We start from the raw sequence: 22,398 nt of genomic DNA on the forward strand, positions 1-22,398 counted from the left end.
TGCACAAGGGACAGGCGGGGGATTAGCCGACCAGCGAATTCTTGATAATTTTTGTCAATTTGGCAGCGTAATTCGGGTCCGTCGCGTAGCCGGCCTTCTGCAGGCCATGGGCGAACGTGCTGGCGTCGCCCGCGCTGGCCAGGACTTTTTCGTAGCGCTTGTTGTTGGTAATTAACTGCGCATAATCCTTGAAGCTGTCCGCATAGCTGTCGTAGGCACGGAACTTTTCCACCTTGCGCTGCGCCTTGCCATTCACGTATTCCGTGGTGACGGCTTCCGTCACCTTGCCCTTCCAGTCGCTGGAGGCCTTGATGCCGAACAGGTTGTGGCTGCTGCTGCCGTCGCGGGCGATGATTTCGCGCTTGCCCCAGCCCGTTTCCAGCGCCGCCTGGCCCAGCATGAACTTGGCCGGGATGCCCGTCGCGCGGCTCGCTTCTTCCGCATGCACGCCCAGCTTTTCCTGGAAGGCGCGCACGTGCGGCGCCTGCGTGGCGTTGGCCTTGTCGCTCAGCGTCTTGACGGTGGCGCCGCCTGCGCCATCCGTCAGGGCGCCCTGCTGCTGGCGGAACGCGGCCAGCGCCTGCGCCATGCTGGAGGAACGGGGCGACGGCGCTTCGGCGCCATCGGCGGCCAGCGCCTGGTTCGACGACGACAACTGGCGGATCAGCATGTCCGCCAGGCCCGTGCCCCGCTTGGCCAGGTTCTGGCTGGTCTGCTGGTCCAGCATCGAGGTGTACATCTTGCTTTGCTGGCTATCCATGATGCCGTCCTGCGGCGTGGCTTCGCGCATGCTTTTCATCATCATGTTGATGAACATGGCTTCGAATTGCGTGGCCGCCTCTTTCAGGGCGGCGGGGTCCTTCGCCTTGGCGGACTGGCGCAAGCCATCCATGCCCTTGACGTCATAGGCGGCGGTATTGCTGAGGTCGGTTTGGCTGATCATGGCAAGCCCATCAAATGATTTCAAGTTCGGCGCGCAGCGAACCGGCCGCCTTCATCGCCTGCAGGATGGCCAGCAAGTCTTGCGGCGAGGCGCCGATGGCGTTCAAGGCTTTCACCACGTCGGACAGCGAAGCGCCACCCTTGACCAGCATGACCTTGCCCGGTTCCTTCTTGATATCGATCTGCGCCGTCTGCGTAACCACCGTGCGTCCGCCCGACAATGGCGGCGGCTGGCTTACCTGCGGCTCGACATTGATGGTGACGGACAGGTTGCCGTGCGAAATGGCGCACGTTTCCAGGGTCACGGACTGGTTCATCACGACGGAGCCGGTGCGCGCGTTCATGATGACCTTGGCCGCCAGGCGGGCCGGATTGACTTCGATGCTTTCCAGCTGGCCCAGGAAGGACACGCGCTGGTCGCTGCCGCCCGGCGACTGCACCTGGATCACGCGCCCATCGAGCGCGGCGGCCGTGCCGGCGCCGTAGCGGCTGTTGATGGCGTCGACCACGCGGCTGGCGGTGGCAAAATCGGTGGCGTTCAATTCCAGGCGAATCGTGTTGTTGGCGCCCAGCGCCGAAGGCACGCTGCGCTCGACGGTCGCGCCGCCCGAGATGCGTCCCACGCTCAGGTGATTGATGACGACCGAGCTGCCGGCCGCCTGCGCGCCCACGCCGCCGACGAGCACGTTGCCCTGCGCCATGCCGTACACCTGGCCGTCGGCACCCTTCAATGGGGTCATCAATAAAGTGCCGCCACGCAAGCTTTTCGCATTGCCCATCGACGACACCGTCACGTCGAGCAGCTGGCCCGGCTGGGCAAACGCGGGCAAGGCCGTCGTCACCATCACGGCGGCCACATTTTTCAGCTGCAAACTCGTGCCTTGCGGCAAATTGATGCCCTGCTGCTGCAGCATGGCCGCCACGCTCTGGATGGTAAATGGCGTTTGCGTGGTCTGGTCGCCGCTGCCGTCGAGGCCGACGACGAGGCCATAGCCCATCAGCTGATTCTGGCGCACGCCGGCGATGCTGGCCAGGTCCTTGATGCGCTCGGCTTGCGCCACGGGCGCGAGCAGGGAGAGTGCCAGGCCGCACAGGGCCAGCAAGCGGGGAAAGGTCACGGTCGCCATGGTCAGAACGGCAGCAGGCTGAGGAAGAAGCGCGACGCCATCGAGGCCATTTCGGCGCGGTCGATCTGGCTGTTGGTGCGGTACTCGACGCGCGCGTCGGCCACCTGGGTCGATGGCACGACGTTGCCCGTGCCGATGGTGTCCGGATTGACCATGCCCGAGAAGCGGATGAATTCCGTGCCCTTGTTCATGGCGATCTGTTTTTCGCCGGCGACGATCAGGTTGCCGTTCGGCAGCACTTCAATCACCGTCACGCCGATCACGCCGGAAAAGGTGTTGCTGGCGGACTGGTTGTCACCATCGGCAAATTTCGTCGCGCCATTCGCCGCCACGGTGGCGCCGAAGCGGCCCTGGGCGATGCCGGGCGTGGAAAAGCCCACGCTGCCCGACTTGTTGCCGGAACTGGCGCCCGCCTTGACGGCATTCGTGCGCTCGGTGATGGCGATCGTCATGGTGTCGCCCACGTGGCGCGCGCGGCGGTCTTCGAAGGCGGGGCGGTAGGTCGACGGCTGGTAGATGGAGCCATTGTTGACGACCACGGGTTCCGGCATCGGCGCGCGCGTGGTGGTCGGATATTGCACGATGGACGTGGGCGTGATGGCGCAGCCGGACAGCAGGACTGCAGAGAACAAAGCGATGATGGGGTATTGCATGGCGAACCTCCGCTGCCATCCGGCAGCGGATGGCATGACGACTATGAAAATTAAAGTTGCGACAATTTCTGCAGCATTTGATCGGACGTGGTGATGGCCTTGCTGTTGATCTCGTAGGCGCGCTGCGTCTGGATCATGTTGACCATTTCCTCGGCCACGTTGACGTTCGACGTTTCGATATAGCCCTGCATCAGCACGCCGGCGCCGTTGGTGCCCGGGGTGTTGGTCTGCGCCACGCCCGAGGCGCCCGTTTCCATGTACAGGTTTTCGCCCTTCGACTCGAGGCCGGCCGGATTGACGAAGGTGGTCAGCTGCAGCGAGCCGATCTGCGATGGCGCCACGGTGTCGGGCAAGGTGACGGAAACGGTGCCGTCGCGCGCCACGGTCAGGCTCAGCGCATTGGTCGGCACGGTGATGGCGGGCTGGATGACGAAGCCTTCGGAAGTGACGAGCTGGCCGTTGCTGTCCGTCTGGAACGAGCCGTCGCGCGTGTAGGCGGTGGCGCCGTCCGGCAGCAGCACCTGGAAGAAACCGGTGCCGTTGACCATCACGTCGCGCGAATTGCCCGACGCCTGGGGATTGCCCTGGGTATGGATGCGCTCGGTAGCCACGGTGCGTACGCCCGTGCCGATCTGCAAGCCCGATGGCAGCTGGGTCTGCTGCGACGATTGCGCGCCAGGCTGGCGCACATTTTGATACAGCAAGTCTTCAAACACGGCGCGCGACTTCTTGAAGCCCGTCGTGCTGACGTTGGCCAGATTATTGGAGATCACGTCCATCTGCGTCTGCTGCGCTTCCAGGCCGGTCTTGGCTATCCAAAGGGAACGAATCATGTTTTTTCTCCAATAACAGCGCTAACCAGCCCTGTAGACTATTTCTATGCAAGCATTATGCGGTGGTCCCCATCAATTCAAAGCGAGGATCTGGGTAGCTTTCGCCGCGTTATTCTCGGCATTCTTCAATAAACTCATTTGCGTTTCGAACTGGCGCGCCAGGGCGATCATGCTGACCATGGAGTCGACGGGGCTGACATTGCTGCCTTCCAGTGCACCGGTGGTCAGCTTGACGGCCTGGTCGGCCTGGGCCACCGTGCCGTCCTTCAGGCGGAAGAGACCGTCGTCGCCGCGCACCAGTTGCTGCTCGGGCGGGTTGACCAGCTTGATGCGTCCCAGCACCGTCGATGGCCCCGGCGGCACGTCCGTGGAAATCGTGCCCACGGTGCCGTCGCTGGCGATGGATACCGTCACGCCGGGCGGAATGGCCATGGGGCCCGTATCGCCCTGCACCATCAGGCCCGACTGCGTTTGCAGCATGCCGTTTTCATTGAGCTTCAAGGCGCCGTTGCGCGTGTAGGCTTCGGAACCGTCGGCCGACTGCACGGCGATCCAGCCCCCGTTTTCCACGGCCACGTCGAGCGCGCGGCCCGTGTGCTGCATGGGGCCTTGCGTGAAATCGGAACCGACCGTCGAATCGACGACAAAGGCGCGCGTCGGCATCATGCCGTCGGCCACCACGGGCACGGCGCGGAACGAGTCAAGCTGGGCGCGGAAACCCGTGCTGGTGGCATTCGCCAGGTTGTTCGCCGTGGTCGCCTGCTTGTCCAGGATGTGCTTGGCGCCCGAGCCGGCGGTGTAGATGAGACGGTCCATGTGTTTCTCCGTGCAAAACGAAAGCTGGGGTCAGACCCGGCGGGGGAATGCGCCGCAATGCGGCACATTCCGGTCACGAAGTGACTGCCCCCGGTACCATTAACGCAGGTTAACCAAAGTCTGCAGGACCGAGTCCTGCGTCTTGATGGTCTGCGCATTCGCCTGGTAGGCGCGCTGGGCCGTGATCATGTTGACCAGTTCAGCCGTCAAGTCCACGTTCGACACTTCCACGGCCGAGGCCCGCAAGTCGCCCAGGCCGCCCGAGCTCGGCTCACCCGTCATCGGGCTGCCCGAGGTCGAGCTTTCCGCCCAGGCATTGTTGCCCAGCGGTTCGAGGCCATTCGGATTGGAAAACTTGGTCAGCACCACCTGGCCCAGGTCGCGCGTCTTGCCATTGTTGTACTGCCCCTGGATCACGCCATCGCTGCCCACGACGAAACGGTCCAGCTGGCCGGCCGCGTAGCCATCGGCCACGGTGCGCTTTTCGCTGGTGGAGGAACTGAGCTGCGTCGAATTGGTGAAGTCGACCTTGATCGCCAGGTTCGCGTTCGCGCCCGTGGCGGGGAAGACGGGCAGGTTGACCGTCACCGGCAAGGTTTGCGGCGGCGTCAGGGCCAGCATGGCGGCCTTGTCCAGGCTGCCGACGCTGTTGAATACCAGCGACGCGGACCGCACGGCGGGCACTTCCGTCACAGCGGAGATCCTGCCATCGATCTGGTCTGGCGTCAGACTGGAATTGACGCCGTCCGGCACGGCGCTGCCATAGGTGGCGCTGATGGCGGCCAGCTGGGCGGGGCTGGCGCCAGCCGCCGCCGCGGCGGTGCGTATGGCGGCACCGGCCGCATTGCCGTAGGCAACGGCGGCGGCCGTGATATTGGCCGGCACCAGCGGCACGGCCGTGACGGCGGCCTGGTAGGCGGCGCGTGCGGCCAGCGACGCGGCATCGGTTTGCGCCGCGGCCACTACTTTCGCGCTGGTAATTTCCTTGCCGTCAGTGGCCGTGTAGACGTCCCAGGTATTGGTGCCCGTCTTGACGTAGAAGTTGGACATGGTGTGCGAGTTGCCCAGCGAATCGTAAACGGGCACGGGGAATTGCTTGGTCCACGATTTTTGCTCGCCCACGGTAAACGGCACCACGGTCGGCATGGCCGAGTTGGAATCGAGGTTGACCTGGGTATCGACCTTGGTGGTCGCCTGCGGCGCCATGTCGGCCGGGTCGATCTGCAGCGGCACGGTGGCGCCGGCCAGGATCTTGCCGTTCGCGTCGGCCGGATAGCCGGTCAGCTGGGCTTTCTGCGCATTGATGATGAAGCCGCTCTTGTCGACCTGGAACTGGCCATTGCGCGAATACTGGATGGCGCCGTTCACGCTGGTGCGGAAGAAACCGCCGCCGTTGATGGCGATGTCGAGCGGATTGGACGAACTTTCCAGGTTACCCTGGTTGAACAGCTGCGCCACTTGCGACACGGATACGCCGATGCCCGGCTGGTTGCCGCCCACGCCATACAGCGAGTTGGCATAGATGTCGGCGAACTGCGCCTGCGATTGCTTGAAACCCACGGTGGCCGAGTTGGCGATATTGTTGCCGATGACGTCCAGCGATTTGGCGGCACCGTTCAAGCCGCTCAGGCCTTGTTGGAAAGACATTGTGTTCTCCTGGTAGAAAATAGGGGTAGAGGGTCTACGCTACAAATGAGCGGCTTACAAAATCTGCTTCACATCGGCCATGGTGATGCTGCCCACGCCAGGCACGTTCAATTTCACGCCGCCGGCGCCCGTCGACACGCTGGCGACCGAACCGAACATCAGCGCCGCCGCATCGGTCAGCTTGGCGCCGCCCCGCTTGGCTTCCACGGAAAACGTGTAGGCGCCGTCAGGCAGCACGATGTTTTTGCCGTCCTTGTCAAGCTCGGCCGTGGAACCGTTCCAGCCCAGCGGCAAGGTACCCGCATCCTGCGGTCCCAGGTCGATGGAATGGACTTCCTTGCCCGTGCTGTTGTAGATGATGACCTTGACGCTGTCGACCGGCGTCGCCAGGTCGACGCCCAGCAGGGCCGCGCTCTTGCTCAAGGTGATGTTCTTGCCTGCCGTGAGCACGCCGTGGCCGATGATATTGGCCGCCTGCATGGATTCGGCCTGCTGGTAACTGGTCTTGAGCGTTTCCAGCGTGGTATTGAGCTTGTTGACGCCCGTCACCGTGGACAGCTGGGCCAGCTGGCTGGTCAGCTGTGCATTGTCCAGCGGGTTCATCGGATCCTGGTTTTGTAGCTGGGTCACCAGCAGGGTCAGGAATTTATTCGTTTCTTCCTCGACGCTGCCTTTCGCGGCCGTCGTCTTCTTCGGATTCATCGTCGCCATCAGGTCGGTGACTTTGGCGGTGCTGGTATCGATGGTTGCCATAATGATCAGTCAGCCTTATTGGCCGATGGAGAGGGTTTTCAGGAGCAGCGACTTGGCCGCGTTCATGGTTTCCACGTTGGTCTGGTAGGAACGCGAAGCCGACAGCATGTTGACCATCTCGTCGACCGTGTTGACGTTGGGCATGGTGACGTAGCCCTTCTCGTCGGCGAGCGGATTCTTCGGGTCGTAGACCAGCTTCATCGGCGACGGATCCTCGATCACCTTCTGCACCTTGACGGCCGTGGCGCCGTTGGCCATGGGCACGGCCTCGAACACCACCTGCTTGGCGCGGTAGGCTTCGCCCGTGGCGCTGGTGGCGCTGTCGGCATTGGCCAGGTTGCTGGCCACCGTGTTCAGGCGCTGCGCCTGGGCGCTCATGGCCGAACCGGACACATTGAAGATATTAAACAGCGACATGATTATTGTCCTCCCTGGATGGCCGTCAGCATGCCCTTGATCTGCGAGTTGAGGAACGTCACGGCCGCCTCGTAGCGGATGGCGTTGTCGGCAAAGGCGTTGCGCTCGAGGTCCATGTCGACCGTATTGCCATCGACGGCGCCCTGGGCCGGCGCGCGGTACAGCAGCGGCGTGCCGTCGGCCAGGGTCTCGACCTTGCCGCCACCGGTCGCGCCCGCAGCTGCGGCCACGCCCTTGCCCGGCATATGCTGCGGCGCCGTGCCCTTCAGGGCTGGCGGCACGCCGTCCTTGCGCGCCATCGCGCCCTTCAGGGCGGCGGCGAAATCGACGTCGCGCGCCTTGTAGTTGGGCGTGTCGGCATTGGCGATGTTCGAGGCGAGCAATTCCTGGCGCGTCGAGCGCAGGCTCAGCGCCGCCTCGTTGAAGCGCATGTAATCGTCGAGTTTCCCTATCATGTCAGGCTCCGGAAAGATCTGCCACTGGCGCCCGAGATGGCGGAAGGATGGCGGTATAGTGATGACAGGAAACATAGTACGGCGCCCACCAGCAAGACCATCGCCGGATCAGACCGTACTTTTACCCCTTAATCGGCGCTTCGAACGGCGCGGCGCGCACTATCATGGCACTATTCCAGAGGCCTATCACCATGAAAACACCGCTTGCTTCCCTCTTCGCTCTTGCCGCCCTGCCACTGCTGGCCCAGGCGCAAAACGCCGGCCGGCAAACGCCGGAAGCGCTGCGCAACAGCGTGGAACAGTTCCTGCAGGTGCAAAGCAATGGTTTACCGGGCAAGGTGACGGTCACCGTCGGTGCCGTCGATCCGCGCCTGAACCTGGCCGCCTGCCCCGCGCCGCAAGCGTTCATGGCACCGGGCGCCCGCGCCTGGGGCAAGACCACCGTCGGCGTGCGCTGCACGGCGCCCAGCAACTGGACTATCTATTTGCAAGCGAACGTGGCCGTCGTCGGCGACTACGTCGCCAGCGCCGTGCCGCTGGCGCAGGGACAAGCCATCGACGCCAGCCAGCTGGTGACGATGCAGGGCGACTTGGCCGCATTGCCGGCAGGCATCGCCACGGACATTGCCCAGGTCGTGGGCGCCAGCACGAATATTTCCTTGCCGCCAGGCACGCCTATGCGCCTCGACACCCTGCGCCGCAAGCCGGTGGTGATGCAGGGACAGCTGGTGCGTGTTGTTTCCAGTGGAAACGGTTTCCAGGTGGCATCAGAAGGACGCGCCATCGGCAGCGCCGGCGATGGCCAGACGGTACAGGTACGCACGCAGAGCGGCCAGCAGATCAGCGGCGTGGCGCGGGCTGGCGGCATGGTGGAGGTCGCTTTTTAAACTCGAATGGACAGCGATATTGTGGTCCGGCGCACTAAAGTTTCGGAAGAAGGTGCCGATAATGACACATATCCCGGAGTTTTTTGACTTCGACCAGACGAGGATCACGCTGTGAAAATTACCGATAACACCATTAAAAGCAATCCCGGCCTGCCGGTGGCGCCCGCGAGTACCTCGGGCGCCCGGAATGCCGAGAAAGCCCAGGCAACACCGACGACGTCGGACAATGTACGCCTGTCGCCGCAAGGACAGGCATTGGCGGCCAGTGCAACTGCCGGCAGCGGCGCCGTGTTCGACACGAAAAAAGTCGAACGCATCAAGCTGGCGATCGCCGACGGCCAGTTCCAGGTCAACTCAGAAAAAGTGGCGGACGGTCTCCTCGACACGGTCAAGGACTTGCTGCACTCACGAAATAGATAGGTTCCCTCATGCAATCAGTGACTCCGTTTTCCAGCCTGCGCGACGAGCAACAGCTCATGACCACATTGCTGGCATTGATGAAAGAAGAACAGCGGCATCTGGTTGCCGCTGACATCGATGCAATCACGGAGCTCACGGCGCGCAAGACGGCACTGGTCGGACAATTGAGCCAGCTGGCGGCGCAACGCCACCAGGCACTGGCGGCAGCGGGTTTTATGGCCGCCGAAGCGGGCATGGAAGACTGGATGGTCGGCGCCAGCGAAGCGGAAGCGGCGCCGCTCTGGAAAGCCCTGCTCGAGACGACGCGCGAAGCGAAGGAGCAGAACCGGCTCAACAGCCTGCTGGTCAACAAGCACATGCTGCACACGCAAGGCGCCCTGAACGCCATGCGCCCCACGGCCCAAAGCGGCAATTTCTACGGCCCCAGCGGCCAACCGATGACGAACACGGCCAGCCGTCGCGTCGTGATCGGCTAAGTTCTCACTCGACGTTCACTACTCCAGGCCAGGAAACAGCAGCGACAGGCACAGCAACAAGCCATTGCTGCTCGCATGCGCCGCAGCCGCCGCCACATAGGCGGGCGCCACGCCCATGCTGCGCGCCGCCAGGTAGCAGGCCGCGAAGAAGCCGCCTGCAATGAAAGTCATGCCAGCGTGCAAAATGCCGGAACCACCCATGACATGCAACAGGGAAAACAGTGCCGCGCTGGCCAGCAGGCTGTATCCGGCACGCACCCTGTAGCGGCGCAACACCTCAAGCGGCAGCCACTGCCCGATGATCGTCTCGAACAGCGGTGCCCAGACGACGACCATCCAGAAGATCGTCGCCATGCCGGCGCCTTTCAGCGATGACGCAGCGGTGCCGCCCAGCTGCTCCGGCGAAAACAGTGCCATGGCTGCCAGCAACAACAATATGCAAATGAGACAATTCACGGCGCCTGCGCACAAGCCCAGGCATATGGCACCCCGCATGGGCCGCGCCGCCATGCGCGCCCGCAGCGCGGCCAGGCTCACAGATGGTTGCAATATTGGCAAATTCATCGTTTTCAACATCCGTGTGCCGCTCCTCATGCGTATCTTGCCCACCCAGGCAAATGTGCGGCCATCATAGCCCGGCGCGGCAGTCACAAACTACGCCAATTGTTGCAAGCCAATGCGGACACGGGAGCAGCAGCCATTCCCTCCAGAACGCCGCACACAGAAACAACAACGGCAGCCCTTCGAAGCCGCACCTTTGAGCGCGCTCAAACTTGAGACGGATGATGACTATATGCTAATCCCTAGCATACGCCGCACATCTCCAGGTGAGACTTTCCTCGCCGACACGAACATCGTTCCGCAGGCATAGCTAATCCATTTCACGCGTCCAGCCTGCGCTTTGCGCTGCGCCATGACGCACTCCACTTCAATCGCAAGTAGACAGGAGCATGATATGAACTCTCTCTCAGTAAGCAAGGCTGGCGCGGCGCTGTTGCTCGGCTGCACCCTTCTGGCGCCGGGCGCCCAGGCCGAAACGCAAGCCGTGTTCTACAACCATCTCGTCTCGACGGCCGTGGTGGCCGCGCCGCTGCTGGCGCAAGACACCTTGTTCGTCGACACCTTCACGACGGAGCGCGGCTCGCTGCTGCAAACGACCACGTTTACGATCGGCGCCGGCGTGCAGTCGTTCGTGGGGAATGCCGCCTGGCTGGTCACGGGCGCCAACGAAGTCGGTCCCCGCCTGACTGGCGTCAACATTGACTTGTTCGACTCCAGCAATAATCTCGTGCAATCGGATACCTTTGCCGGCATGCTGGGCGCGTTTGCCCATTCGACTTTCAACGGCCTGCTGGGGCCCGGCACCTACACCCTGGTGGCAAGCGGCACCGGCGTGCGTGATTCCGTGCTGGACATTTCCATCACGACGGCCGTACCCGAACCGGCCACCTATGGCATGCTGCTGGCGGGAATCGGCCTGATCGGCTATAGCATACGGCGCCGCAAGACGGCTGACTGAGCGGCATCCGGGCGTCTGCAAGCACTGCCATTGCCGGCAGACATGGGGCCGGCGAGGCGGCTCCATGCACGGACTGTGGCTTATGTACGGCTTAGTTTGTGCATGGCTTCGCTCATGCAGGAGCCGCTTCATGCAAGCGCTGGCTTAACACGGGCCAGATTGCGCAGGGGCGGGCTCACGCACTCAACCGTGTGCGGGCCGGCCCGTATGCTGGCGAAATTTCGCCGCGATGCCATTCGCCTTGATGAGGGCGGCGGCCTGCTGTTCCGGCGTCAGCTCGTTTTGCAGCCAGTGCCAGTACTCATCCTGGTAAGGGTTCGTCGTGCCCGGCGTAAGAATATCGCTGTACACCATGCGCAGGGCCAGCAGGTAGCCATACGCTTGCGGCGCGTCTTTCTGCACCACGTCGCCATCGCGCAGATACGCCATCATCAGGGTCGACACGCTGGTCAGCTCCGCCTCGTCCGCCTGCGCCGTCAGTTGGGCGATGGCTTGCCGTTTCCATGCCTGCACCAGCGGATCGTCGGGGCGGTTGCGCAGCGCGCTGCGGTCGCCGAACGGGCCTTCCGACAGGAACAGGGTAGCCGCGCCCGGCACGCCGGCCTTCGCGGCGGCGGCCAGGTAGCCGAGGCGGTCTTCGCGCTGGCGCTGCGTCAGGCCCGCGCACAGCTGCTGCTGGGCCGTCTTTTCTTCCGCCGTCATTTCGCGCCCCAGCTCGAATTCCAGCCCCGGCAAGCGGCTTTCCTGCTGGAAGACGATGCAGTCGTCGATCAGGTTGTAGGCCGCATACGCGTCTTCCGGCTTGCCGCTGGCGGCCAGGCGCGCAAGCTGCTGCGCCAGGGTCACGGGAGCAGGCCCGGCATCGGCGGCCGGAGTGGCGTCGATATTCAGATACGACGCCAGGCTGCGGCCCGGCGGCGCGCTGGCGACAGCGGTGGCGGCAGTGTCCGGCGCGTCGTCATCAGGCGCCGGCCAGTAAGCGAACGCCAGCACTGCCGCGATGGCGGCGGCGATGGCGATACCGGTCAGTTTGCTATTCATGATGAGGTGGCGCGCGTGATGGGAAACGCACGTTACCACAGGCGCGCGGCAGCGGGCCGCACGCCTCCGCACGCACGCGTCCCGCCTAGCCGCCGGCCTTTTTCGGCTGGTGCCCCAGTTTCACCAACGCGGCCAGGATGATGTCGACATGGTCGCCCTGCACTTCGATCACGCCATCCTTGACCGTGCCACCCGAGCCGCACTGCGTGCGCAGCTGCTTGCCCAGCAGGGCCAGCGCGATGGCGTCCAGCGCCAGGCCCTTGACCACGGTGACGCTCTTGCCGCCGCGCCCCTTGGTCTGGCGCGACACGCGCACCACGCCATCGCCGGCGGGCGCCGCCTTCGCTTGCGCCTTGCACGCGCATTGCGCCAGCGGCTGGCGGCAGGCGGGGCACATGCGGCCCGTTTCGGTGGAATAGACGAGACCGCCCTGGGAGCTGCTTTTCATGATGAAGAAATAAAAGAAAGAAGGCCGCGATTGTACCAAGCGGGGACGGTGCGGGATCAAGCGGGATCCCGCACCGTCCGGCGGCGCACGGCCGACGATGCTATTAACGCAAGGTAAGGAACACGGGATTCGCATAGAACCACAGGCTGCGGTAATTGCGGTCGTTGATATCATTGAAACGCTGGGTGCTGTCCGTCGTGCCCGTGCGCTGGTCGGCCAGCGGCTCGCCACCCTGCGTCAGGCCGGCGACATCGGTTCCCAGATTGGTGCCACGCAGACGGAAATACTGGTTCTTCGTCGCCGTCGTTTCGTAGCTCACGCTGTAGTAGCCGTCAGCCCCGAGTTTCCAGTCCGCGCTGGTAAAGCGCTTGAGCACCCGCGTGCTGGCATTGGCGGCAACATGGTAGGCCGGCGTGCCCGCCGCCGCCTTCGCTCCCACATCACCGACGATCAGGTCGACATGATCGACCACGGGCTTGACGCTGGCGGCCACGCCGCTGTCGACGGGCTTTTCGTAGTTGTTTTTGGCCGGGCTGCGGAAGCGGATGGTGATGGTGACTTTCTCGCCGCTGGCCACTTTCAGCTCTCCGCCCATCTCCTTGCGGTCGTCCTTGCTGGCCAGGTTGAAATCCAGCGCGTTGATCAGGTCGCCATAGGTGGAAAACATCTTGCCCGAACGCAAACCGGCCAGCAAGTCCTTCGCCAGCGGCGCACCCTGCGCGCCGTTGAACACATAGTTCTTCGCATATTCGCCAGGGAAGTAACCGCTGCTGTTGCCGCCGACGATCTTGAAGTGGGTATCCGAATCGGTCAGGTTCCAGATGCGGCGTCCCTCGCCCAGCAGCGCATCCCATGGCCCGCCCAGCTTGGCCACCACGTAATCGACACCGCCATATACGCGCAGCAGCGCATTGTCGTCCGTGTAGGCAGCCGTATAGCCGCCGCGGTCCGGCTCCATCTGGTTGCCGACCATGCCTTCGATGGCGAACATGATGTTGGGGGCGGCATCGTTAAAGGCGCGGAAATCGGCAATGCTGTAGCTGCCCTTGTTGCGCGACGGATGGTTGATGACGGCGTAGCTGGTTTCCGGGTAATTCTGCTTGAGCCAGTTGATGGCTTGCAGTGCATCGGCGGCCGTCCTGTTATAGCGGGCCTCGCCATATTTGCCTTTCCATGCCGCGACGTCGGCGGCGTCGAACATGGCCGCGTCGCGTGTGGTAAACAGATATTCGAACTCCTTCATGCCCCGGGTGCTGGTGCTGAGCTTGTCGGCGCCGTCGAACAGGCCGATGCCGATGTGATCATGGGTCGGCATGTCCCACTCGAAGCCGGAAAAGATCAGTTTGTCGGCGTAGGTGCCGGTGGCCTGCAGCGCCTGGACGCGTGGAATTTCATAGCGCTCGGCGCCGATGGACATCGGGATGGGCGCCGCCAGCGGCGCGCCCAGCGCGTCGCGCGTGGAGACGCGCAAATGGTTGGACAGCGCCATCCAGTCGAGTCCATACGTGGTGAACGACTTGGCCAGCACCTTGTCCAGCGTCTGGCTGACATCGGCGTCGGCCGATTGCGTGGTGTGGGTATGCAGGTCGCCGGCGATCCAGCGGCCGGCCGGTAGCGGCGGCACGCCGCCAGCGGGATCACTATCGCCGCCGCAAGCGGCAACGCTCAACAGGATGGCGATGGCCGAAGGAAGCAACGTTCTGGAGTAAGACATGGGATCGACCTGGAGGCTGAAAAGAAGTGCGACAGCCTAGCATTCCAGTATGACCAGCGAATGACACGCGCCCGGTCCGCCGGACTGGCGCCGGTCCGCAAGCCCGTCCTAGTTGGCCGGCGGCGCCGTCGGCACTTCCGTCACCGTTTCGGGGATGCCCGACAAGATCGTCACGGCGACCCGGCGGTTGCGCGCGCGCCCTTCCGCCGTGTCGTTGGGGGCCACGGGAATGTTGTCGGCGTGGCCGACGGCCGTCAGGCGCGACGCTTGCACGCCGCTGGCGATGAACAGGCGCACCACGGCGCTGGCGCGCGCGGCCGACAATTCCCAGTTCGAGGCGAAATTGGAATTGCTGATCGGCTGTACGTCCGTATGCCCTTCCACCTGCACGTCGTGCGTATCGTCCTTGAGCAGCACGGCAACGGCGCGCAGGGCCTGGTCCGACTCCGTCGTCAGGCGCGCCGCGCCCGGGTCGAACAGCACGCTGGCATTGATTTCCACGCTCACGCCGCGGCTCGTCTGCGTGACCCGCACCTTGCCTTCCTTGACCAGCGGCGCCAGCGTGGACGTCAGGTCTTGCGCCAGGCGCGTCATGTGTTCGCGCTCGCGGCGGATGGCTTCCGTGCGGCGTTTCAGGGCGGGGTTCGGCAGCGGGATCGCTTGCGGCGCTTCCATGACGATGGGCGGCGCACCCTTTTCCAGGCTGAAGGCCTGGCCGATGGCATTCTGGAAGACGCGGTACTTGCCTTCGTTGACTTGCGAAATCGCGTACATGACGACGAAAAAGGCGAACAGCAGGGTGATGAAGTCGGCGTACGAGATCAGCCAGCGGTCCTGGTTGTCCGGTTCCTCGTCATACTTCCTGCGCGCGCGCCGCATCATGGTCAGTGCTCGCTCAGTGCTCGTGAAGCAGGCTGGAAACGCGCTCTTCGATGATGCGCGTATGGTCGCCCGTGGCGATGTCGTACAGCACGGCGGCCGTGATTTCGTACTGCAGCACGCGGCGCGAGACGATGGCCTTGAGTTTGTTCGCCACCGGCAGGAACAGCAGGTTGGCCAGGCCCACGCCATAGATGGTCGAGACAAACGCCACGGCGATGCCGCTGCCCAGTTTGCTTGGGTCGGTGAGGTTTTCCATCACGTGTATCAGGCCCAGCACGGCGCCCAGGATGCCGATCGTGGGCGAATAGCCGGCCGCCGATTCCCACACCTTGACGGCCTGGCGCTCGGCCATCTCATAGGCGGAGATTTCCACGTCGAGCAGCTGGCGCAGCTTGTCGGGCGCGATGCCGTCGACGATCATGCGCAAGCCCTTGGCGTTGAAACGGTCGGCCGTGTTTTCCATCAGGCGCTCGAGCGCCAGCGGGCCGTCGCGGCGCGCCGTCAGGCTCCATTGCCCGATGTCGCGCGCCAGCGCGGCGCGCGTGTCGGCCGGCGGCAGGAAGACCCAGCGCAGCATTTCCAGGCCGCGCACGAAAGTACGCAGCCGCGTTTGCAGCAGTACGGCGCCGAAGGTGCCGATGATGACGATGGCAAAGGCGGCCGGCTGCAGCAGGGAGGCCATCTTGCCGCCTTCCAGTGCCTGGCCGACCAAGAGGCCCGCCAGCGCCAGCGCCAGCCCGATTACGCTGGACCAGTCCACGCCTGCTCCCTCAAGGTTGCGCGCAGGCGCGCGACGGCCTGGGTATGCAGCTGCGAGACGCGCGATTCCGACACGCCCATCACCGCGCCGATCTCCTTCAGGTTCAGCTCTTCTTCGTAGTACAGGCCCATGAGTATTTTCTCGCGTGGCGGCAGCGCATCGATGGCATCGATCACGGATTGCCGGAAATCGGTATCGAGCAGGGACCGCAAGGGGTCGCTGTCCTCGTCCACGCAGTGGCGGTCGAGGAAGCTGTCATTGCCGTCCGGGTCGTGAAAGTCTTCGTAGTACACGAGCTGGTGGCCGCCGCCGTCGCCCAGCATTTCCTGGTAGTCGGCCAGCGACATTTTCAGCAGTTTCGCCACTTCCGACTCGGTCGGCGGGTGGCCGAGGCGCTGCTGCAAGGTGCTCATCGCCTCCTCGATCTTGCGCATGTTCTGGCGCATGCTGCGCGGCAGCCAGTCGCTGGTGCGCAATTCGTCGAGCATGGCGCCGCGGATGCGCAGCACGGCATACGTCTCGAACTGCGCGCCATGCGTTTCTTCATAGCGGCTGATGGCATCGAGCAGGCCGATCATGCCGGCCTGGATCAGGTCATCGACCTCGACCGAAGGCGGCAATTTCGCCTTCATATGGTGCGCCAGACGCTTCACCAGCGGAATGTGCTCCGTCAGCAAATAGTCCTTGTTCGATTTCCCTTTGACCGTGTACATAGGCTGCTTATTGTTTTCTCGTCTTATCTGGTGCTACGGTTGGCTTCAGGCGCTGAACTGGTGGGCGCTCCCCGTCTGGTACAAGGTGCCGCCCAGCACCGGCGCCGCCGAACGGGCCAGCCGCTCGGCCAGTCCGCGAAACGCCACCGAGGCGCCGGCCAGCGGAAACGCATCGACCACGCTGCGGCCCAGGCGCGCCGCGCGGTGCAGATACTCATCGGCAGGCACCGAACCCATCGACGTCAGCTTCACGGCCAGGTAACGGCTCGCCGCCTGTGCCATATTATCGTATACCACTTTTGCCTCGGATTCGGAAGCGCCGGTGACGAGAATGCCGAACGGACGGCGTCCCAGTTCCTGGCTCAGGCGCTTGATCAGGCAGTAGGCCGCCTTGATCGAGGTGGCGCTGGTGGACACTTGCACGACGATATCGGACGACGCCATCAAGGGCACGGGGAAACAGGCGCCCTCTTCTGCCACGACGCCGTCGACGAGCACGATGCCGCTCTGGCGCGCCAGCACGTCGAAGGTCTTGCCCAGGCGGCGCAGTTCATCTTCGCCCGCGTAGTCCATGCTGTCCATCAAATGGTTGCGCGCGCCCAGGCTGGCCACGCCGAAGCCTTGCGGCACCTGATGGATGACCTGGTTCAAGCCGCACTGCTGGCGCGCCACGTCGCGCAGGCTGGCGCCGTGCGCCAGTCCCAGGCGCGCGGCCACGCCATCGCTGCCGCCGCTGGCGTCGAGCAGCAGCACGTCATTGCCGCCGTAGGCGAGCGAGGCGCCCAGGTTGACCAGCATGGCGCCCTTGTCGTCCTGCGGCGTGGCCGACAGGAACGTCATGACGCGCGGCTGCGGGCCGGCCAGCATGCGGCGCAAGCCTTCGGCCTGGTCGAAATCAAAATTAGCCAAGGTGCACCCCGCGCGCTTCATTGTTGCGGGCGGCCGCCTGCGCCATCAGCAGCGGCAGTTCGGCATCGGAAAACTGTGTGGCCGCCGAGTCGCGCTTGAGCTTGAAGGCGCGGTCGATCAGGTAACCGCGGTCGGCCAGGTACAGGTCTTCCGGCACGCGCTGGCCATTCGACACATAGAACAGGTTCAGCTTCTGGCGGATCACCACGTCGAGCACGTTGCCGATCGAGGCCGCTTCATCGAGCTTGGTCATGATGCAGCCGGCCAGGCCGCTGCCTTGATACGCGCGCACCACTTCGTTGAGGGTTTCCTGCGTCGCCGTGGAGTTCAGGCACAGCAAACGCTTCACGTCGGCGCCGGCGCCCGACAGCATGGCCACCTGCTCCGTCACCATCTGGTCGCGCTGGCTCACGCCCACCGTATCGATCAGCACCGTGTGCTTGTTCTTCAATTCTTTCAGGGCGATGCGCAAGTCCGCTTCATCCTTCACGGAATGCACCATCACGCCAAGGATCTTGCCGTAGATGCGCAGCTGTTCATGCGCGCCGATACGGTAGGCGTCCGTGGTGATCAGGGCCAGCTTTTCCGGGCCATGGCGCATCACGCAGCGGGCCGCCAGCTTGGCCGTGCTGGTGGTCTTGCCCACGCCGGTCGGGCCGACCAGGGCGAACACGCCGCCCTGCTCGAGCATGGCGTCTTCATTGGCCACCGTATTGAGGTTGCGGCTGAGGACCGTCTTGATCCAGCGCATGCTTTGCGCGCCGTCGAGGCCGGCGGGCAGCTTGTCGATCAGGTAGCGCGCCAGGCTGGCGGAAAAACCGGCGGCCAGCATTTCGCGCAGCACGACGGCTTTTTGCGGTTCGCGCTGCTGCGTCGAACCCCAGGAGATTTCCGCCAGCTGGGTTTCCATCATGCCGCGCATGGCGCGGATTTCATTCATCATGCCGCTCATCTCGGCGGCGGCGTTCTCTTTGACGTGCGCCAGCGCGCTGGCCATCATCTGCTGCATGCGGGCCATGTCCACTGGCTCGGAGGCAGCCTGGCGCGGCGCGGCAGGACGTGGCGCGGCCGGGCGCTGGGCCGGGGCGGCCGGACGCTGCGGCGTGGCGAACTGGGTCTGCAACTGGGGACGGGGCTGGGCCATTTCGGACGCGGCCGGCGGCGAAGCGAGCGAAGCGGCATCGTCATTGGCCAGCGCGAGGATTTCCACCACGCCATCGGCCTGGCGGTTCGACAGGATCACGGCATCGGGGCCCAGCGCTTCGCGCACCTTGCGCAGCGCATCGCGCGACGAGGCGCCCGTAAATTTCTTCACATTCATGACCGGCCTCCCAAGGCGGGGGTGGCGCAATATTGGCTGAACTGTGTGACCATCATCGACTCCTGTTGCTTGAGTGCTGTCTTCCACATGGACACAGATCACCCGGACAGTTTCCATTATTAGCGATGCTTGCAGGAAACGATCGAAGGAACAGGGCGGGAAAGTACCCGTTATTCAGTTTGCCGGGAGGAAATTGATGTTTTTCTTGACCCAAACGAAGGCTGGGGTCAGACCCGGCGGGTCTGACCCCGGTACTAATGAAGATAACTACTGCGCGCCCACCAGCGCCGTGACGCGGATCGTCTTGGTTTCCGGCACTTCCGCATGCGACAGCACCTTGAGTTGCGGCAAGGCGCGGCGCAGGAAGCGCGACAGCAGGGCGCGCAGCGGCGCCGGCACCAGCAGCACCGGCGTCAGGCCCAGCGCTTCCTGCTGCTGGGCAGCCAGGCCCGCCTGGTGGGCGATGGTGTCGGCCAGGCCCGGCTCGATGCCGGCGCCGTCGCCGCCATTGCCCATCGCCTGCATCAGCAAACGCTCGAGGCGGCTGTCGAGCGTCATCACGGACAGTTCGGCCGCGCCGGGGAACAGTTGCTGCACGATGGCGCGGCCCAGGGACACGCGCACCAGCGCCGTCAGCTCGTTCGGGTCTTGCGTGCTGACCGTGTACTCGGCCAGGGTTTCGATGATGGTGCGCATGTCGCGGATGTGCACGCCTTCGGCCAGCAGGTTCTGCAGCACTTTCTGCAGGGCCGACAGCGACAGCATCTTCGGCACCAGGTCTTCCACCAGGCGCGGCGCGTCCTTGCCCAGGTGATCGAGCAAGGACTGCACTTCCGCGCGGCCCAGCAACTCCGACGCATGCGAGGTGATCAGGTGATTCAGGTGCGTGGCCACCACGGTGCCCGCATCGACGACCGTGTAGCCCATCGATTGGGCCTGGTCGCGCAGGCTGGCGTCGATCCAGGTGGCGGGCAAGCCGAACGCAGGGTCGTTCGTGGCCAGGCCCGGCAAGGTGCCGCTGGCCATGCCGGGGTTGATGGCCAGGAACTGGCCGTTGAACGCTTCGCCCACGCCCACTTCCACGCCCTTCAGGGTTATGCGGTAGGCGGACGGCTTGAGTTCCAGGTTGTCGCGGATGTGCACGGGCGGCGCCAGGAAGCCCACTTCCTGGGCGAACTTCTTGCGGATGCCTTTGATGCGCTTGAGCAATTCGCCACCCTGCGTCTTGTCGACCAGGGGAATCAGGCGGTAGCCCACTTCCAGGCCCAGGGTATCGACGGGCATGATGTCTTGCCAGCTGGCTTCTTCCTGCTCGGGCGCCACGGTCGCTTGCGGCGCTTCGGCCGGCTTCTCGGCCGCCTCCTTCGCCTGCTCGCGTTTCTTGCTGATCAGATAGGCGGCTCCCGCCAGCATGGATGCCAGCAGGATGAAGACCATGTTCGGCATGCCGGGAATGAGGCCCATGCCGCCGATGATGCCGGCGGTAATATACAGCACTTGCGGTTTCGCAAACAGCTGGCCCACCAGCTGGGTGCCGATGTCCTGTTCGCTGGCCACGCGCGAGACGACGATACCGGCCGCCGTGGAAATGATCAGCGAAGGAATCTGCGCCACGAGGCCGTCACCGATGGCGAGCAAGGTGTAGTTCTTGAGCGCATCGGCAAAACCCATGTCGTGCTGCAGCAAGCCCACCAGCAGGCCGCCGATGATATTGATGACGGTGACCATGATGCCGGCGATGGCGTCGCCGCGCACGTATTTGCTGGCACCGTCCATGGCGCCGTAGAATTCCGCCTCCTGCGCCACTTCCGTGCGGCGGCGGCGCGCTTCGTCTTCGCCGATCAGGCCGGCGTTCAGGTCGGCATCGATGGCCATCTGTTTACCTGGCATGGCGTCCAGCGCGAAGCGGGCGCCCACCTCGGCGATACGGCCCGCGCCCTTGGTCACGACGGTAAAGTTGATGATGGTCAAAATAATGAAGACGACGATACCGACCGTGTAATTGCCGCCGATCAGGAAGTGACCGAACGCTTCAATCACCTTACCGGCCGCGTCGGCACCCGTGTGGCCTTCCGTCAGCACCACGCGCGTGGACGCCACGTTCAGCGACAGGCGCAGCATGGTCGACACGAGCAAAATGGTCGGGAACGCCATGAAGTCGAGCGGCTTGACCGTATACAGCGCCGTCAGCAGCACGATGATCGATAGCGCGATATTGAAACTGAAGAAGATGTCGAGGATGAAGGCGGGCAGCGGCAGCACCATCATCGCCAGCAGCATGATGATGATGACCGGCGCGGCGATGCCCTTGCTGGCGTTGCCTTTCAATCCGCTGAGCCAGGCTGGCATGGTCAGGCCGTTCATGGTGTGCTTCCTTTATTCTTGTCTGCCGCGTCTGCCGCGGGTTTGGTCTGCGACGCGGGGTCGAGCGGGTCGAGCTCGGGCGGCACGTCGAGTTTTTTCGGCTTGTCGGGGCGTTCGCCGTGGCCGCTGCCATAGCTGCGCAACTGGAACACATAGGCCAGCACTTCGGCCACGGCGCCATACAGCGCCTCGGGAATCTCGTCGCCGATGTCCGTGTGCTTGTACAGCGCGCGCGCCAGGGCGGGCGCTTCGAGGATGGCGACCTTGTGTTCGCCCGCCAGTTCACGGATCTTCGCCGCCACTTCGTCGATACCCTTGGCCACCACCTGCGGCGCGCCGCGCGAATTCTCGCCATACTTCAGCGCCACCGCGTAGTGGGTAGGATTCGTTACCACCACGTCGGCCGTCGGCACGTCGGCCATCATGCGGCGGCGCGACATTTCATGCTGCATCTGGCGTATCTTCGCCTTGATCTGCGGATTGCCGTCCGATTCCTTCGACTCTTGCTTGACTTCCTGCAAGGTCATTTTCATCTTGTTGGCGTAGTGCCACATCTGGTACGGACCGTCGATGGCGGCGATCAGGCCCAGCGCGCCGACGATCAGCAAAAAGGCCGTGATCAGCAGGCTGATCAGATGGGCCGAACCGGCGCGCAAGGATTCCACCGACAGGCCCAGCACGGCGTCCTTTTGATGCTGCATCACCATCCAGGCGACGACGCCGACGACGAGGGTCTTGGCGATGGCCTTGAGCAACTCCACCAGCGCGTTCTTCGAAAACATATTGCCCAGGCCGCGAATCGGGTTGAGCTTGCCAAAATTCGGGGTAAATGCCTTGGAACTGAACAGCCAGCCGCCCACCAGCACGGGCGAAGCCAGGGCGACGAGCATGATGGCTGCGGCGTACGGCAGACAAGTCAGCAAGACCGAGCCCACGTCATAGCCGATGCGCAACATCATCGCATCCGGATTGAGGATTTGCTCGCGGTCCAGCGTCAGTCCGGAAACCATGACGGCCGTCAGCCGCCGCACGATGGCGTCGCCGGCAAACCACAGGCAGCAGCCGGACGCCATCAGCACCGTAAACGTGGCCACTTCACGCGATCGCGGAACGTCGCCTTCCTCACGCGCCTGCTCGAGGCGCTTCGGTGACGCGGCTTCGGTCTTTTCTGCGTCGCTGTCTTCCGACATCAATCAACTCCGGTGAAGTCCTGCAGCCTGGCTAGGCGCAATACGGACTGGGCATGGAGCATTATCGGTTCCAGCGAGAGAATGCCATCGGGGGAACAGGGGGGCAATTCC

General features: G+C 63.9%; 24 protein-coding genes. 4 read left to right on the forward strand and 20 right to left on the reverse strand.

Translation table 11 applies throughout. The features are described from left to right. Positions 1 to 22: 22 nt before the first annotated feature. The 9 genes from flgJ to flgB form a co-directional block, all read right to left on the reverse strand. A complete protein-coding gene (gene flgJ / locus CLU90_RS12375) occupies positions 23 to 943 on the reverse strand; it encodes a flagellar assembly peptidoglycan hydrolase FlgJ (RefSeq protein WP_092711050.1) in 921 nt (306 codons plus the stop codon). 10 nt (positions 944 to 953) lie between these two features. Next, complete coding sequence (locus CLU90_RS12380; protein ID WP_092711053.1) at positions 954 to 2,069, reverse strand: flagellar basal body P-ring protein FlgI; 1,116 nt, start codon at positions 2,067 to 2,069, stop codon at positions 954 to 956. Positions 2,070 to 2,071: 2 nt separating this feature from the next. Further along, positions 2,072 to 2,722: a flagellar basal body L-ring protein FlgH gene (locus tag CLU90_RS12385; RefSeq protein WP_092711056.1), complete on the reverse strand. Its 651-nt coding sequence runs from the start codon at positions 2,720 to 2,722 to the stop codon at positions 2,072 to 2,074. 50 nt (positions 2,723 to 2,772) lie between these two features. After that, positions 2,773 to 3,555 carry a flagellar basal-body rod protein FlgG gene (flgG, locus tag CLU90_RS12390; protein ID WP_092711059.1) on the reverse strand — a complete coding sequence of 261 codons (783 nt, stop codon included), beginning with the start codon at positions 3,553 to 3,555 and terminating at the stop codon, positions 2,773 to 2,775. A 72-nt stretch (positions 3,556 to 3,627) separates the two neighbouring features. Next, positions 3,628 to 4,371: a flagellar basal body rod protein FlgF gene (locus CLU90_RS12395; RefSeq protein ID WP_092711061.1), complete on the reverse strand. Its 744-nt coding sequence runs from the start codon at positions 4,369 to 4,371 to the stop codon at positions 3,628 to 3,630. A gap of 99 nt (positions 4,372 to 4,470) precedes the next feature. Continuing rightward, the gene (locus CLU90_RS12400; protein WP_092711064.1) at positions 4,471 to 6,018 is read right to left on the reverse strand and encodes a flagellar hook protein FlgE; all 1,548 of its coding nucleotides are present in this window, start codon (positions 6,016 to 6,018) and stop codon (positions 4,471 to 4,473) included. A 54-nt stretch (positions 6,019 to 6,072) separates the two neighbouring features. Next, on the reverse strand, positions 6,073 to 6,771 hold the full coding sequence (locus tag CLU90_RS12405; RefSeq protein ID WP_092711067.1) for a flagellar hook assembly protein FlgD: 699 nt from the start codon (positions 6,769 to 6,771) through the stop codon (positions 6,073 to 6,075). 15 nt (positions 6,772 to 6,786) lie between these two features. Then, positions 6,787 to 7,188 (reverse strand): flagellar basal body rod protein FlgC, encoded by a 402-nt coding sequence (gene flgC / locus CLU90_RS12410; protein ID WP_092795705.1) that lies wholly within the window; start codon positions 7,186 to 7,188, stop codon positions 6,787 to 6,789. A gap of 2 nt (positions 7,189 to 7,190) precedes the next feature. After that, on the reverse strand, positions 7,191 to 7,643 hold the full coding sequence (gene flgB / locus CLU90_RS12415; protein ID WP_100428055.1) for a flagellar basal body rod protein FlgB: 453 nt from the start codon (positions 7,641 to 7,643) through the stop codon (positions 7,191 to 7,193). Positions 7,644 to 7,834: 191 nt separating this feature from the next. On the opposite strand from flgB, the gene flgA reads away from it, so the two are divergent. The 3 genes from flgA (at position 7,835) to CLU90_RS12430 (ending at position 9,426) form a co-directional block, all read left to right on the forward strand. Further along, the gene (gene flgA / locus CLU90_RS12420; RefSeq protein ID WP_100428056.1) at positions 7,835 to 8,530 is read left to right on the forward strand and encodes a flagellar basal body P-ring formation chaperone FlgA; all 696 of its coding nucleotides are present in this window, start codon (positions 7,835 to 7,837) and stop codon (positions 8,528 to 8,530) included. 111 nt (positions 8,531 to 8,641) lie between these two features. Beyond that, positions 8,642 to 8,950: a flagellar biosynthesis anti-sigma factor FlgM gene (flgM, locus tag CLU90_RS12425; RefSeq protein WP_034787161.1), complete on the forward strand. Its 309-nt coding sequence runs from the start codon at positions 8,642 to 8,644 to the stop codon at positions 8,948 to 8,950. Positions 8,951 to 8,958: 8 nt separating this feature from the next. Beyond that, positions 8,959 to 9,426 (forward strand): flagella synthesis protein FlgN, encoded by a 468-nt coding sequence (locus CLU90_RS12430; protein ID WP_100428057.1) that lies wholly within the window; start codon positions 8,959 to 8,961, stop codon positions 9,424 to 9,426. A gap of 18 nt (positions 9,427 to 9,444) precedes the next feature. Here the strand turns inward: CLU90_RS12430 and CLU90_RS29295 are convergent, their stop codons facing one another. Continuing rightward, the gene (locus tag CLU90_RS29295) at positions 9,445 to 9,843 is read right to left on the reverse strand and encodes a CPBP family glutamic-type intramembrane protease (protein WP_157808812.1); all 399 of its coding nucleotides are present in this window, start codon (positions 9,841 to 9,843) and stop codon (positions 9,445 to 9,447) included. 538 nt (positions 9,844 to 10,381) lie between these two features. On the opposite strand from CLU90_RS29295, the gene CLU90_RS12440 reads away from it, so the two are divergent. Then, positions 10,382 to 10,945: an FxDxF family PEP-CTERM protein gene (locus tag CLU90_RS12440; protein ID WP_100428058.1), complete on the forward strand. Its 564-nt coding sequence runs from the start codon at positions 10,382 to 10,384 to the stop codon at positions 10,943 to 10,945. Between the two features lie 183 nt (positions 10,946 to 11,128). Here CLU90_RS12440 and CLU90_RS12445 read toward each other — a convergent pair whose 3' ends face one another. The 10 genes from CLU90_RS12445 to flhB all read right to left on the reverse strand — a co-directional run bounded on the left by CLU90_RS12445 (position 11,129) and on the right by flhB (position 22,287). After that, positions 11,129 to 11,986 carry a hypothetical protein gene (locus tag CLU90_RS12445; protein WP_100428059.1) on the reverse strand — a complete coding sequence of 286 codons (858 nt, stop codon included), beginning with the start codon at positions 11,984 to 11,986 and terminating at the stop codon, positions 11,129 to 11,131. A gap of 85 nt (positions 11,987 to 12,071) precedes the next feature. After that, complete coding sequence (locus tag CLU90_RS12450; protein ID WP_092711344.1) at positions 12,072 to 12,434, reverse strand: translation initiation factor Sui1; 363 nt, start codon at positions 12,432 to 12,434, stop codon at positions 12,072 to 12,074. 103 nt (positions 12,435 to 12,537) lie between these two features. After that, positions 12,538 to 14,148 carry an S-layer protein gene (locus tag CLU90_RS12455; RefSeq protein WP_100428060.1) on the reverse strand — a complete coding sequence of 537 codons (1,611 nt, stop codon included), beginning with the start codon at positions 14,146 to 14,148 and terminating at the stop codon, positions 12,538 to 12,540. A gap of 108 nt (positions 14,149 to 14,256) precedes the next feature. Continuing rightward, on the reverse strand, positions 14,257 to 15,027 hold the full coding sequence (gene motD / locus CLU90_RS12460; RefSeq protein WP_092711346.1) for a flagellar motor protein MotD: 771 nt from the start codon (positions 15,025 to 15,027) through the stop codon (positions 14,257 to 14,259). Positions 15,028 to 15,043: 16 nt separating this feature from the next. Beyond that, entirely contained in the window at positions 15,044 to 15,790 is a 747-nt protein-coding gene (locus CLU90_RS12465; RefSeq protein ID WP_046685945.1) for a flagellar motor protein, read from the reverse strand. Continuing rightward, positions 15,772 to 16,503 (reverse strand): RNA polymerase sigma factor FliA, encoded by a 732-nt coding sequence (locus tag CLU90_RS12470; protein ID WP_010400804.1) that lies wholly within the window; start codon positions 16,501 to 16,503, stop codon positions 15,772 to 15,774. The genes CLU90_RS12465 and CLU90_RS12470 overlap by 19 nt, the downstream gene beginning before the upstream one ends. A 45-nt stretch (positions 16,504 to 16,548) precedes the next feature. Then, positions 16,549 to 17,412: a MinD/ParA family ATP-binding protein gene (locus CLU90_RS12475; RefSeq protein ID WP_092711087.1), complete on the reverse strand. Its 864-nt coding sequence runs from the start codon at positions 17,410 to 17,412 to the stop codon at positions 16,549 to 16,551. Continuing rightward, positions 17,405 to 18,733, reverse strand: a complete 1,329-nt coding sequence (gene flhF / locus CLU90_RS12480) for a flagellar biosynthesis protein FlhF (protein WP_034754102.1) — start codon at positions 18,731 to 18,733, stop codon at positions 17,405 to 17,407. The genes CLU90_RS12475 and flhF overlap by 8 nt, the downstream gene beginning before the upstream one ends. 267 nt (positions 18,734 to 19,000) lie before the next feature. Further along, entirely contained in the window at positions 19,001 to 21,097 is a 2,097-nt protein-coding gene (gene flhA / locus CLU90_RS12485; RefSeq protein WP_092711089.1) for a flagellar biosynthesis protein FlhA, read from the reverse strand. After that, on the reverse strand, positions 21,094 to 22,287 hold the full coding sequence (flhB, locus tag CLU90_RS12490; RefSeq protein ID WP_034754106.1) for a flagellar biosynthesis protein FlhB: 1,194 nt from the start codon (positions 22,285 to 22,287) through the stop codon (positions 21,094 to 21,096). The genes flhA and flhB overlap by 4 nt, the downstream gene beginning before the upstream one ends. Between the last annotated feature and the right edge of the window lie 111 nt (positions 22,288 to 22,398).

This window comes from Janthinobacterium sp. 67 (assembly GCF_002797895.1).
Taxonomy (GTDB): Bacteria; Pseudomonadota; Gammaproteobacteria; order Burkholderiales; family Burkholderiaceae_D; genus Janthinobacterium.